Below are 12099 nucleotides of genomic sequence, written 5' to 3'. Positions count from 1 at the left end.
TTACCAGCCTCTTGTGCTTAAGGCCAAAAATGTCGGCGATGCTCGCGGAACAGAAAAGAAAGGTTACCAAAAGCAAAAATACATGGCCACACAAGGCCCCTCCTGTAAGAATATGCAAATAAACTCAAGCGCATGGGCGAAGCAGCAGGGTATTGGTTACAAGACGGGTGGGCGGATGTGGAAGGAAGGGCCTTTGCCTAGTTACCGCAGAATCGTTGCCGACCGGGACGCTGATCGTCCGTGCAGAAGTGCCGCCTCCCGACGGGGTGGCTTTCTATGCGCGGGTATGCAAACGCCGGTGAAAAAGCCGATTGAGACAAACCATTCGCTTGGGTTCTCCCCAGTTGGTTCTCAAGCAAACTCTTGCGGGTCGTCAAGGTGGTCAAGAAGGTCACTTCCGGGAGAAACGCTCATCGCAGAGGGGTCGGTAGGCAGCTGCGTGATCCCGAAGGTTGGCGTCGTCCTGGTAGAGCATCGCCGCCGGCTAATGCGCTTGGGTTTCGAGTGCGGGGAAAAAGCATTGGCCACGCAGAGTCGATCCATCCTGGTGGTGGATCCCATTGAGATGAGCGACGCGACGATATCGTGCGCGAGCTCCATGAGGTTATTGATTGGCCCTGTGGGAAGCTTTACCAGAAAATCCGCGGACAACCCTCCCAAGAAAGCGCTCGAAGCCATTCCGAAGGAAGCTTTCCCATTTTTTGTAGATAAAAGAGAGTTTTGACGCCTACACCGGAAGAGGCTTTGGGTCGTAACATCGAATGTGGCGCTCTTACGCGGGCGGGAGCGGAGTTTTTTCTCTCAGATGCCGGCTGGTAGTTCGCTAAAGAAAACGTAAGCGATACTTTTTGCCGTGGTTTAGCTGGACCGCCCAAGAGTTTGATACCCTGCAGGTCCGAGCGTAAAGCCAAGATGGCCCCGAGCGGCGTGAAGGGCGGCCCGAGCTCATGGAGGGAAGCTAATGAGCGGGATCCGGAAGAGCTCATCCGCACGCTCAAGGAAAAGATGCCAAGATCACACGTTTTGCGCGAGAAAAACCGGCGGCTGGCTATCCTCGGGCCGAAACTCCATGCGCTTCTGGCCGAAGAGGAGTCCCGGGCGGGTGCGTCTCTCTTTGGGTTTGGGCCGGCTCTTCGCCGAAAACGTTTTCCTTGGAAGAAAACCGATGCGCGCAACCCATGCGGACCGGAAGAGAAATGGTCAAGCGGAGCGGACAAGCGACTTCTCTCTGCTCGGGTCGAAGGATAAGACCGCGGGCAACCCGTCCTGCCAAGTCACGGTATCCCCGGAAGCGAGTCTTTCGGCTTGCGGTTGCGCCTGCTAGACAGCTGGGAAAGCCCGAGCCAATACCTCGTTCTTGAAAAGGTTCGCTTCGCCTATGGCCAGGAGGCCATCTTCCAGGCGCTTGCTGTCAGGCGGATCATCATTGAGACAACCAAGACGGGGAAAACTTGTCCGGAAGGCGGAGCGATCGCGGCTTTGAGCTAGCCGCTTCGTGCGGGAGCGAAAAGGGGTTGCGGGTGTTTCCCAAGTGTCGAGGCGCAGACCCCTTCTCGTTGGTGACACGCCCGCTTGCCGGAGGGGTCGGCATCGACACGAACGGGGCTCATCTCGCCGTGGCGCAAAGGGACCCCTTTGGCAATCGCGTGAGAATCCGCAAGATCCAATGGAATCTCCATGGCAAGAGCGGGGAGTAGGCGAGAGCGATTTTTGGTGATGCCCGCAAAGAGATCCCTGGCGCCTGCGACGAATCAGGCAAGACGCTTGCGATGGAATGCTTCGATCTTCCAAAGAGCAAAGCTTGAGCTTAACTCGGTGGATTCCGTTTGGGCTCCCTTGGCTCTTTTCCTTCGCCTACGAGCAAGGCAATCGTGGTGGTCAAGTCGGCTTTTTTTCTTGCGGGAGTCGAGAGGATCAAAGTCGACGCGGGCCTACACGCTAGTGATCGGCGTGGTCAACTACGCAGGTCGTCGGGACACGAGTTCTTACGAGGGCGTGGCCTCGTCCTTTCCCCGGAGAGGATTGGATCTCTCCGAACGTCCGTCCGCGCGCGAGGAGGTAGTTCCGACCCGCAACGAAGTCATGTCAGCTTCCCCCTACCCGGAAACAATTGGACAAAGCGTGGATGGTCGTTTCTATGGCGGGGATTCGGAAGAGACTCAAAGCAGCGCATGCGGCGCACGTCCGGTCGGAAGGGAATTGGCTCTCTCCCGCGTTTGTCCGCCAAAACACGTGACTGGGCCGTTACCCGGTCTTTGCTGGTGAACCCCCGGCATGGGAAGCGTCAGCAGCCCTGTTCGTCAGCTGTCCTGGACGATCTTCCTTGGTATCCGAATGGTTGTCTATGGTTTTAGGAACGGTTCAGGAACCGTGAGAAAACAGTCCAGGATCCAACCTTGGAAAGACCTAAAGCGGGGGTAACTCGGAGCCTGCAACTCCTGCTTCCGTAGCCGAAGGCCATTTTTGGCGATTCCGATCGGAGAGAAGGTGGGCAATTGGGTTCGGATAAGCTTCCCTAGACGTTTCGCGTTATAGGCCAGACAATCAAGTGGCCATTCATCCCCTACCGTTGGCATGTGCCCGAAGTCGGAACCCTTGGAAACCCATGATGGGTTGGATAATCCCAAAGATCGGGTTCCCTGGATCTCCCTCTTTCGCGCATAGAGGCAACCAAGCTTCGGCTGGGGCCTAAAAGCCAAAAAATAGGAGCGTTGGCTTCCTCCGCCTTGAATAACCTCCAAGCGGGTTATTCACAACTGGCCCGGCTTAAGAACAACCGTTTTCGGGAAGCGGTCTCCCCGGTGCCAGTTGACGGAGTGCGAACAACTCTCTTTACGGTGAGACAACCAAGCGGAACATCGAACCGCACACAACAAAGCCGATATCACCAGCCTAGCACATCCTCGGGCGTTGGCCGAGACGGCTATCCGCTGGACAAAACTCGTACCGTCGTTCCTGATGAGACGCCTCCGACCTTAAGAGACCTCCGCTCCTTCTCTTTGCAGGGCTTCGATTTGCTTTTCATCTGCCTAGCCACTATCCACGAGCGCCGCGTTCACGCAAGCCCACTATCGCAGGGATCGCCTCCACGTTAGCTCCCCAGTTCGTTAGCTTGACTCGCAACAAACCCTAACTCCGGCCGAAAGCACCACACCACTCCCCTCCACATCCACCGCAGCCTCTCCGTTGTAACTTTGTTCCCGACCTTCCGCTCTGGCCCCCAGGCAGGAGGTGACGGTCAGAATGCATCAAACGGATAGATTCCCCTGCTCTTGGCTTCCCCTGAGCCAAGCCATCTGGCTTCTGTGGCCCATGGTTCTGGCCCTTTGTTCTTCCTTCTCCTTCCTTTTGCTCCCTCGTTTTTGCTCATTTCTCTCACTTGTGCCGCGCTTCTTCTAACCTCTCCACCAAGCGGTACTGAAGAACGAGCTCCTTTGAGTAACCTTCCAGGATCCTCCTCTCCCTTCCGATCGCTGTACTATTGGCCTTTCCAAGAGTTCCGCTCCATCCTCAGCTAAAAACACCGTTGGCTCGCCCGGCTTCCGACAAGTCACCTTGCGATGCTGGCCCCGATGGGCAGGGCTCTCCATCCAGATTCACCGCATCCACCTTCAAAAATGCCATCTGCCGAGCTAACTCCAACACCCGCCCCCCGAAACACTCGGCCACCGTTTCGGACATTCTCTCTCCGAAACCAGCTAATTGGATCATGACCCCGATGGGTATTCCCACGCAGAAGCCGCACCGCCACATCCCGCCACGTCAACACCCTGGGGTCCCTACGATTCGAAAACACCCGATGGGCATAGGAGTAAATCATAGCAGTAAATCAATAACGAAAGCATCCTCAAAGGTCGCGCCTCGAGCATTCTCCGCTCTTCCTCGCCCAGTCACCCGAAACTTCCCCCATCCATCCCTCCAGCGCTCGGATCACCAAATGCACCCAACTGCCCTGCAGCGCCCACTCTTCCCAATCAACCGGCAAACGTATCGGGGGTCTCCACATCCAGCATGAGAAATCCTCCTGTCATTGGGCCCACCAACCAGCTGAAACTGCAAAGGAAAAATCGAGAGGCTTTTAACCCACGGGTTTTTAGCCTTCTCGGTCACCAGATCAACAACTAGCGAATGCCACCAAGGAAAGAAGGCAAGCGAGAGCAGCTCCTCATGGGTCGTCCTAAGTCCATCCCAAGCGAAGATGCTTACTTTTTCCGGAGGGATGTGTAATCTTACATGGTGAGTTTCTGCCCCGGGGTGTTGAGCAAGGCGATTTTGCCGGGATAACCCGGCTCGTTTTGCGCTATGGCTTTCGTCTTTTTTGAGCGGGCGGAGTAACCCATCCTCCATCGGACCTAGAGACTTGGCAGAAAGGCGGCACGGACAACGGCTCCACTTTTACACCGGATAGCCCAATACACGCGCTCGTGTCGCTCGTTCCGAAAAAAGAAAGAAGGGGAAAGACACAAAAAATAGGCTCGACGATACGAAGCTCGTGCGTTGTCCTAACCAGGAGAAACCTGAAATCCCAGGATTCCCTTTAGCTATGGAAGACCGATTTCAAGAGACAGCCCGACGCATCTCCGTCTTACTCCTTCTGCTCTTTGCGTTTTGGATCCTCAAAAGTTTCCTTGCCTCCATCGCCTGGGCCTTGGTGATCGCCATTGCCACCTGGCCAGTGTTCCAGTTTTTCCAAAGACTCGTTCCTCTCCGGTTTCGGCGAAGCGTCCCAGCTTTCATCTGTACGGCCTTAGTGACGCTTTTGCTTCTGGGACCCCTGGTCTACGCGGCCACAGACGTGGCCCAGGATGTACAAACCGTTGCTCGGTGGATGGAAGAGGTTCAGCGCAAAGGATGGCCTGCCCCCGCTTGGGTGGAACACATCCCGTGGCTAGGACCGGCCCTTGCAGCACGATGGAACGCGGCCTTGGGGGTTCCAGGTTCCGTTCTTCGCTATCTTCGGGACGTAGATTCAGGGATCATCCTGAAATGGACGAGAGTCGTGGGGCTAGAGGTTCTGCGCCGGGTGGTCGTTCTCGCACTCACAGTCCTGGTACTGTTTTTCCTCTACTGGCACGGAGAATCGCTCACTCAAGATGCTACCGTAGCGGCGCGGCGACTTTTAGGGCCTCCGGCGGAACGCTACATCGAACATTCCATTGCTGCCGTCCGCTCCATTGTGAACGGCCTGCTCATGGTGAGTCTTGGGGAAGGAGTTCTTTTTGGCATCGCCTATAGTTGGTTGCATGTTCCCAATGCGGTCCTGCTGAGTGGCCTCACCGGGTTTTTGGGCATGATTCCATTTGCCGCACCCATCGTTTTCGGGGGGGTCTCCCTCTACCTTCTGGCCCAGGACCGTTCCGTAGCCGCTCTTGTGCTTCTGGGTTACGGCAGTTTGATTCTGTTTGTCGCCGATCACTTCGTGCGGCCGGCCCTGATCAGCGGGTCAGCTCGCATGCCGTTCCTTCTGGTTTTTCTCGGAATTTTAGGGGGCTTGGAAGCTTTTGGATTACTCGGCCTGTTCCTAGGTCCTACGGTATTAGCTGCTCTCCTAACGGCATGGCGAGAACTGGTGGAAGTTCCTTACGATCCCCCAACGCGCCTTTAGGAAATACGCCGTTGGTTTTCTGAGAGCAAAAGCAAGTGCTCCACGCTCTTTCCAGAGCTACCTTGAAGGAGAAATGTTTCCATTCCATATTCAAGCCCGAAGGGGGCCGCCAGACTTGTCCACCAACGTCAGGCTACTCTTGGCGAGTATTGTCTTTTTTTCGGCTGTCTTTCCTCTTCCTGGGCAAGAGGCGCCCCAATCTTCCCCTCCTTTTACCCAATCTCCGGAAGAAAAGAAAACTAGTCCGGCTTTGCCGCCGGAGATAGCCCGACTCCTTTCCCAAGCGTCAAGCGGCGATGCAGCTAGTGCGTTTGCTCTTTTTTCCTACTACGCTCGGGAGGCTAACCAAAAGGAAGCTCTCCGCTGGCTTGAGGCTTCTGCCCAAGCTGGGTATCCCGCAGCCATTCGAAAACTGGCGGAGCTGTATGAAGAAGGATCCGGAGGAAAACCAAGAGATCTCACTCGAGCGCTGTCTTTCTACGAGGAAGCCGCTCGTAAAGGAGACAGAGTAGCTCTTGGTTGCTGGCTCAAGCTGGCTAGCCGAAATCCAGGCTCCGTGGATCGCTGGCAGCTTCTAGCGTGGAGTTGGGTTGCCCAAAGCGTGCACCTCTCTAGCCCTTCTCTTCCGGAGATTTCCCTGCCATCCGTTCTTTTCCCCCCTCAATTGGCCAAAATCCGCAAAGAGTACGCCATGCTTCTATCCGCGCTTGCTCAACAAGACGATCCAAAGGCAGCCCTTGCCCTCGGGAAAGCCTACTGGGAAGGGATTGGGGTGTCGGTGGACCGAAAAGAAGCCGTTCGCCTTTGGGAAAAAGCCGCCCAGCAGGGCGAACCGGAAGCTCAATGGAGGCTAGGACTAGCCTATGCGGAAGGAGTGGGAGTCAAAGAGGATCTTTTGCAGGCTACTCGATGGCTCCTTTTGGCCGAGCGAAAAGAAAGTTTACCACCTATAGCCAGAAAGACTCTGGAACGCCTTCGCAACCGCCTTGCCCCCAGGGACCTTGAAACGTTGCAGAGCCAGCTCGAAGAGTTGAGCCAGGCCCGGTCCGCAGTTGGTTTGACGAGCCAACCCCTTGTGGCACAGCAAAAGGAATCTCGCTTGCTTTCTTCCGCGGCTAGCTTAACTCCTTCTTCCTCACCGCAATCCTATCCGAGCAATCGCATCACAACTTCTAGGCCGGACACACCTTCCAGACCAGCCCCTAAGGAGTTGACCCGGCCGAATCACGACGAGTCCCCGAATCAAGTCGCCCGCAACAGCCTAAAGGAATCCAGCAACCTCTCCCAAAGCGAGCCCGCGAAGCAAGGGTTTGGCTCCATCCTGGAGCGTTGCAGCCAATGGTGGGCACAAGCTCAATCTCTGCTCGAGCTTTGGCTTGCAAACAAAGACGTTCCCTTTCCCCTATTCTGGACTCTCACGTGCACGTTGGTAGCGGTTGTTTTGGCGCTACTGGCTTGGCTTCTTCCAGGATCTCCTTCTGCCAGGTTCCTGGAAGAATCTTCCCTCCCAGGAAAAAAAGACGCTAAGAGTTCGTTCACCGAGACAACGGCTCCCCCTTCGGAATCGATTCCAAAGACCGGATCCATGGAATGTTTCTCTCCCACTGAGCCTCTTCCTAACCAACACACCCTCGCTGCTTCCCCAGTTCAACAACGTCTTTGGCATGCTTTGGCGCGCCAAGGCGTTACGCTACTTGACCATCCTCAAGAGCTGGAAACTCATCTTCCTTCCTCTCCAAAACACCAGCTCGAAAGGGAAGCGCTTTTAGCCGTAGCACGAAGCGGGTTACTCCAGGAGCTCAAGGTCCACCCGGCCACTAAGCCCGTTCCGCCAGAATGGATTCGTATGCTTGAGCAAAAACAGGGGCTAGCACGCCCATGGGCTTTTTGGGCAATCGAAACCTGGCTTTGGGCTCTTGCAACGGCGCTAGAGAAAGGAGCAACCAAACAAGAGGACGATTCGTCTTTCTAGGGCCTTCTTTCCTACTGGTCGGGCAAAAAACGTTGTGGCTCGAAAAAGAACGAAACCCGGACCCGATCCACAAAGCCCAGCCGTCCATAGAGCCCGGCCATAACCAAGGAAAGGCTTAAAGCACGTCCGAGCTAGCAGTCCCTCCCTTGGGCTTTCTTCCTCCAAGCCAGAAGCTCCTCCATCGTTCGTTCCGAGCTTCAATAGCCTTACCCCGCACAGCTAATTAGCTCTTGTGCTCTCCCCATTGTGGCGGCTTGCGCTGGTTAGCCGCCTCTCTTCCCATGGAGCCGTTCCACTTCAATGGCAATTTCTTCAATCCCAGCCCGAAGGATCTCCAGGGGCTGAGTAAACGAGATTCGAATACACTGGTCTACGTGTGCCCACTCTTCGGACAGGCCATAAGCAAAGTGGCGGCCTGGAACGATATAGACCCCATGCGTTTTCAGCCTCTCATAAAGTTCGGCGGATGAGATGGGAAGTTCGGGAAACCATATCCATAGAAAAAATCCTCCCTCATAGATGTGAACCCTGTAGGGAAAACGCCCCTCAAAGAATTGCCGCACAAAAGAAAGAGCCGCCTCGTATTGGGCAAGATAGAAGGGTCGAACTTGTTTTTCGACAAGTTGGAAAAGTTCACCCGAGTCCAAAAGAGGGCGAAGGAGTTCTTGACCCAGCCCAGGGGGAGCTAAGGCCAGCACACTCTGGGCGCGACGCAACACCGCGGCCACCTCGGCCGGTGCCAATACGATCCCGGTTCTTACTCCGGGAAGACCCAGCTTGGACAGCGTGAAGCAGTAGATAAAACTAGGATCCCACGACCACCACTGGAAATCGAGCGTAACGCTGGGAAACGGCGCGCCATAGGCTCCATCAACAATGAGAGGGATTTGAGAGCCGCAAGAAAGCTCTTTCAGAAATTGCCACTCTTCTTGGCGAAAGGTCTGACCCGTCGGGTTACACGGACAGGAAAGGCAAATAGCGCCAGCCTCTTTGACCAGGGATATAAGCCCGGTTCGATCCATCCGGTACCGAAAAAATGGCGGGGTCAAAAGCTCAATCGCCGGTAAAGCTGCTCGGAAAAGTGACTCCCCCAAGCCCTGCTGTGCAAAACCCAGGTATTCAGGCAGCCGGGGTAATAGCACCTGTCGGAAGCTCCCCTTCCTGAATCGGCCAGCAAATAAAAGAAAAAGGAGGAAAACCCCCCATTGACTCCCCAGAGTAACCACCACGTGGTCTGGCTCGACGGGCCAGCCTAAGCTCTCGCGAAGGGCCTTCGCCAATGCCCCTGTAAAGGCCGGATTTCCTCCTGGCGGGTCATAGAGGCCTAGGCAGCGGTAAAGCGCGTCAGGTTCCCGAAGGAGCTCTTCTAATCTTCGTTGCCAAACCTTTTCGACCTCGGGAATTCGTCCCGGACTTGCTCCTCCCAATAAAAGGGTCTTACCTGGCCCTCGAGCCGCTCGACCCAAATCTTCCATTAGGTCGAAAATACCGCTTCCCTCGGCTAGATACTGACCTGCTTGGGAAAGTTCAAAGGAAGGTTTCATTGTCGCCGATTCCCCTGGCGCACAAGATTGTGAAGCCTACCGTAGGGAAGATCCATTCCAATTTGCCCTTCTCCGTGCAAGGCTTTGAACCCATCCTTTTCCGTGAGGAGCCGGTGAGCTCGAAACTCTTTCCCTATCTCCAGCATACCACATGGGGACTCGCATGGCCTCGAACCCCCATAACCTGCGTGTTTAGCCAGAGAATCAACCGTTTTCTCGCCGAAGTCTGGCTCCCTAGCGGTTCCAAAGCCCGGGTCCATGTCCCCAACTCCGGCCGAATGGGAGAACTTTGTGTTTACGGACGCACGGGATGGGTCATCCCTCATACTGGCAAAAGCGACCGTTTTCGAACCGTGGGACGGCTTATTGCTTTGCAGGATGACGACCAGTGGGTAGGGGTCGATGCCCACTTGCCCAATCTCTTATGGGCAAAAGCGCTCGAAACTTTCGTACGAAGAAAAGGCCCGGTTTTGCAGTGGAAACAAGAACTCCAAGTCGGTAGCGAGCGTATCGACTTCCAGATCGAAACCTCCCAGGGTCCCTGGCTTGTCGAACTCAAAAACTGTAACCGGAAAATGGGTTCTTATGCACTTTTTCCTGACGCCCCAACCCTACGAGGGAGCAGGCACCTGGACCTTCTTGTCCGGTGGCGATCCCAAAGGGAACGGCAAGCAGCTGTCATTTGGATCATCCAGCGCCCAGACGTCCAAGCCTTGTACCCGGATCCAGAGTCAGATCCGCTTTTTTGTCAAAAACTGGCACAAGCCCACGAGGCTGGAGTGCACTTTTTTGCATGGAGATGCCGGCTTGACCGAGCTGGGATCCGGATAGTAGGCCCAGTTCCGGTAACAACTCCCGGCGCCCCATGAGCGCGAGAGTGCCCCAAGGATATTTTTTAACTCCCATGGGCAAGGAACGGAAGCCACTAGATCGAAGAAAGCGACAAGGAAAGTTTTTCTTCCGGTGGTTAACCCTCTCCGCTTTTGGAGTCCTTTTGGGAGCCTTCCCAGGTCCAACCCGAGCCGAACCCGACCCTCGCGGCCACGTTCCTCCCATTGGTTGGATACGGGCCCAGTTTTGGAAACATTTCCAACTGGGAGACTTTCTTTTGGAGGGTGTGTTACGATGCGGCAACCGAACCTACCCTTTCGAGCTTCGCACGCATAATCGGGAACTTGTGTATCGATTTCGTTCGGTCCCTTTGGCCTTCCGGATTCGTTTCGACCGGGATCGAACGCTTGTCCAAGAAAAAGGTCCGAGAGATCCCAACTGGCGGGAGGTCGCCCCGAAGGATCGGACCAAACCCATCCTGGATACGGACGTCTCCTATGAAGATCTCTCGTTAGACTTCCTCCATTGGACTCATGTCCGTTCCCTGGGAACCGATTCCATTAAAACACTCTCCAGCTGGGCCTTCGAAGCAGAACCCGGTAATGAACCGAGCCAATACTCCAAGGTTCGCTATTGGATCAGCCAGGAATACTTTGCCTTATTGCGGGCAGACGGTTACGGCTCTCAAGACAGTCCCATAAAGAGGCTCGAAGTCAATGCCGTCGAACGGATGGGAGATCGGTATATTGCGAAAGAAATGCAAATTTCTCGTATGTCTCCGGAACGAGGTCTATCGACCTCGCGCACCTTCATTGAGGTTATCAGCGGGGAACAAGTGTTGCGGGCTTGCGCCCCAAAAAAGTCGTAATAGTTGCCTCCAGCCTCTCACCGGAGGAGATAGTTTCTGGACTTTCCTATCGACTCCCTTCTTTTTTTCGGGATCTTTTTTAAAAAATCTCCCGCAAGGCTATCCTCCGCGAAAGATGCTACCCCCTTTCGCACTTCTCCGTGACCGTTCGAAAGAGCTCTGCGAAAGTTCGATCGCAAAACGGTTCTCGATTCGCCCAGATCCGGCGTCCCAGGAAGTCCTACTGGTGACCCATCGGGATGGGCCCCCCTGGAGGGAAAGTCGCCTCTCGGATCACGCGATTCCGATCCAGAGCAAGGACGGAAACTCCAAACATGGCTTCGTCTTCTCCTACTCCTTAACTGACTGGCCGTGCCCAAGAAGGCAAAAACCCAAGACTTGAGTCCTACCTTTCCGCCCTTTGTGGAAAAACGCTCTATGGGCACCAAAAATCGAGAAAGCCCGAGCGAGCCGCTTGTTTTACGGCCCAGAAGACTGACTTCGGCTTGTCTGTACGCCAAGCCTCAAGACCCATCCCGAAGGAAAGATTTTTTAAAAACCCATCTTTCCTTTGCTTAGACGCGCACCGCTTCCAAGCGGTAGGCCCCCCAAAGCGTTGTTTCGACCTTCACCTTCCACTTCTCTTGAGGTAAGCCCAAAAAATGAGGAAGTTCCTCCTTCTGGAACCCAGCTCGAACACTGACCATAGCATCATATCGGGTCACTGGGTCAAGCAGGACCGGGCTAATGAGCCGCAGCCAAACCACCGAGCGCAAAGCGCGTAACGGTTCACTAAAAAGCAATAGATGGGCGAAACGCCCAAGAAAACTCCCCAGACGCCCAAGATCCTCAGCAACAAAGTGGTGGGCAATGAGGTTCCCAAAAACGATCGAATAATCTTGCCATTGGGCGAATTCCTCGATCCTCCCGCAAACCCACCCCCAATCCTTAGGCCAATTTTTCGGACGGGGAATCTGGTCAAGTCCGGTGACGACCAACCGCCCGGCTAGCTCCGGATCTTGGGAAAGAACTCTGGCGAGCGTCCCATCCCCGGCGCCTAGTTCTAGGGCCCGCACTGGCCTCGCCACGGGCAAGCTTTCCACATAGGCTCGAAGTCTCCTTTGAAACCAACCAAAATTCCCCATGAGGAAATTGATCCGGCGCAGACTCGCTCGTGCTTGTCGCGCCTCCCGGCTTTCCGGGGAAAGCCCGTCAAGGATTTCCGGTTGAACCAAACGCTCCTTAAGCGACACCGTTCCCAAGAGCATAAACGGCTATTCCTCTCCGAGGAAAGGTCGTT

Annotated in this window: 11 protein-coding genes; 7 read left to right on the top strand and 4 right to left on the bottom strand. The window is 55.1% G+C overall.

All coding sequences use genetic code 11. The annotated features are described in order from the left end of the window. Positions 1-487 precede the first annotated feature (487 nt). From KK925_RS04910 to KK925_RS04900, 3 genes are all read left to right on the top strand, one after another. Positions 488-724 carry a hypothetical protein gene (locus KK925_RS04910; RefSeq protein ID WP_214096312.1) on the top strand — a complete coding sequence of 79 codons (237 nt, stop codon included), beginning with the start codon at positions 488-490 and terminating at the stop codon, positions 722-724. A gap of 281 nt (positions 725-1005) precedes the next feature. Further along, on the top strand, positions 1006-1248 hold the full coding sequence (locus KK925_RS04905; RefSeq protein ID WP_174583129.1) for a hypothetical protein: 243 nt from the start codon (positions 1006-1008) through the stop codon (positions 1246-1248). 57 nt (positions 1249-1305) lie between these two features. Next, entirely contained in the window at positions 1306-1488 is a 183-nt protein-coding gene (locus tag KK925_RS04900; RefSeq protein WP_174583128.1) for a hypothetical protein, read from the top strand. Here the strand turns inward: KK925_RS04900 and KK925_RS04895 are convergent. Both KK925_RS04895 and KK925_RS04890 read right to left on the bottom strand, forming a co-directional pair. Further along, positions 1485-1679, bottom strand: coding sequence for a hypothetical protein (locus KK925_RS04895; protein ID WP_214096311.1), 195 nt, complete (start codon positions 1677-1679; stop codon positions 1485-1487). The two genes, KK925_RS04900 and KK925_RS04895, sit on opposite strands and share 4 nt — an antisense overlap. A gap of 1871 nt (positions 1680-3550) precedes the next feature. Next, the gene (locus tag KK925_RS04890) at positions 3551-3820 is read right to left on the bottom strand and encodes a hypothetical protein (RefSeq protein WP_214096310.1); all 270 of its coding nucleotides are present in this window, start codon (positions 3818-3820) and stop codon (positions 3551-3553) included. A gap of 723 nt (positions 3821-4543) precedes the next feature. On the opposite strand from KK925_RS04890, the gene KK925_RS04885 reads away from it, so the two are divergent. Continuing rightward, complete coding sequence (locus KK925_RS04885; RefSeq protein ID WP_174583127.1) at positions 4544-5605, top strand: AI-2E family transporter; 1062 nt, start codon at positions 4544-4546, stop codon at positions 5603-5605. Between the two features lie 115 nt (positions 5606-5720). Next, positions 5721-7577 carry a tetratricopeptide repeat protein gene (locus KK925_RS04880; protein WP_174583126.1) on the top strand — a complete coding sequence of 619 codons (1857 nt, stop codon included), beginning with the start codon at positions 5721-5723 and terminating at the stop codon, positions 7575-7577. Positions 7578-7840: 263 nt separating this feature from the next. On the opposite strand, the gene KK925_RS04875 is transcribed toward KK925_RS04880, so the two are convergent. After that, positions 7841-9121 carry an aminotransferase class I/II-fold pyridoxal phosphate-dependent enzyme gene (locus KK925_RS04875; protein WP_174583125.1) on the bottom strand — a complete coding sequence of 427 codons (1281 nt, stop codon included), beginning with the start codon at positions 9119-9121 and terminating at the stop codon, positions 7841-7843. 113 nt (positions 9122-9234) lie between these two features. On the opposite strand from KK925_RS04875, the gene sfsA reads away from it, so the two are divergent. Further along, on the top strand, positions 9235-9990 hold the full coding sequence (gene sfsA / locus KK925_RS04870) for a DNA/RNA nuclease SfsA (RefSeq protein ID WP_214096309.1): 756 nt from the start codon (positions 9235-9237) through the stop codon (positions 9988-9990). Then, a complete protein-coding gene (locus KK925_RS04865; protein ID WP_174583123.1) occupies positions 9987-10820 on the top strand; it encodes an outer membrane lipoprotein-sorting protein in 834 nt (277 codons plus the stop codon). The genes sfsA and KK925_RS04865 overlap by 4 nt, the downstream gene beginning before the upstream one ends. A gap of 554 nt (positions 10821-11374) precedes the next feature. Here the strand turns inward: KK925_RS04865 and KK925_RS04860 are convergent. Next, the gene (locus tag KK925_RS04860; protein ID WP_174583122.1) at positions 11375-12067 is read right to left on the bottom strand and encodes a class I SAM-dependent methyltransferase; all 693 of its coding nucleotides are present in this window, start codon (positions 12065-12067) and stop codon (positions 11375-11377) included. Between the last annotated feature and the right edge of the window lie 32 nt (positions 12068-12099).

Origin of the sequence: Candidatus Methylacidithermus pantelleriae (genome assembly GCF_905250085.1) — a bacterium.
Taxonomy (GTDB): domain Bacteria; phylum Verrucomicrobiota; class Verrucomicrobiia; order Methylacidiphilales; family Methylacidiphilaceae; genus Methylacidithermus; species Methylacidithermus pantelleriae.
The sequence above is the reverse complement of the archived record's forward strand: the minus strand, read 5'-3'. Positions and strand labels throughout refer to the sequence as shown.

What these genes read in the sequence shown, in the direction of transcription:
- KK925_RS04910 (WP_214096312.1), top strand. Translation starts at nt 488, where the DNA reads ATGCGCTTGGGTTTCGAGTGCGGGGAAAAAGCATTGGCCACGCAGAGT.
- KK925_RS04905 (WP_174583129.1), top strand. Translation starts at nt 1,006, where the DNA reads ATGCCAAGATCACACGTTTTGCGCGAGAAAAACCGGCGGCTGGCTATC.
- KK925_RS04895 (WP_214096311.1), bottom strand. Translation starts at nt 1,679, where the DNA reads ATGGAGATTCCATTGGATCTTGCGGATTCTCACGCGATTGCCAAAGGG.
- KK925_RS04890 (WP_214096310.1), bottom strand. Translation starts at nt 3,820, where the DNA reads ATGATTTACTCCTATGCCCATCGGGTGTTTTCGAATCGTAGGGACCCC.
- KK925_RS04885 (WP_174583127.1), top strand. Translation starts at nt 4,544, where the DNA reads ATGGAAGACCGATTTCAAGAGACAGCCCGACGCATCTCCGTCTTACTC.
- KK925_RS04875 (WP_174583125.1), bottom strand. Translation starts at nt 9,121, where the DNA reads ATGAAACCTTCCTTTGAACTTTCCCAAGCAGGTCAGTATCTAGCCGAG.
- KK925_RS04865 (WP_174583123.1), top strand. Translation starts at nt 9,987, where the DNA reads ATGAGCGCGAGAGTGCCCCAAGGATATTTTTTAACTCCCATGGGCAAG.
- KK925_RS04860 (WP_174583122.1), bottom strand. Translation starts at nt 12,067, where the DNA reads ATGCTCTTGGGAACGGTGTCGCTTAAGGAGCGTTTGGTTCAACCGGAA.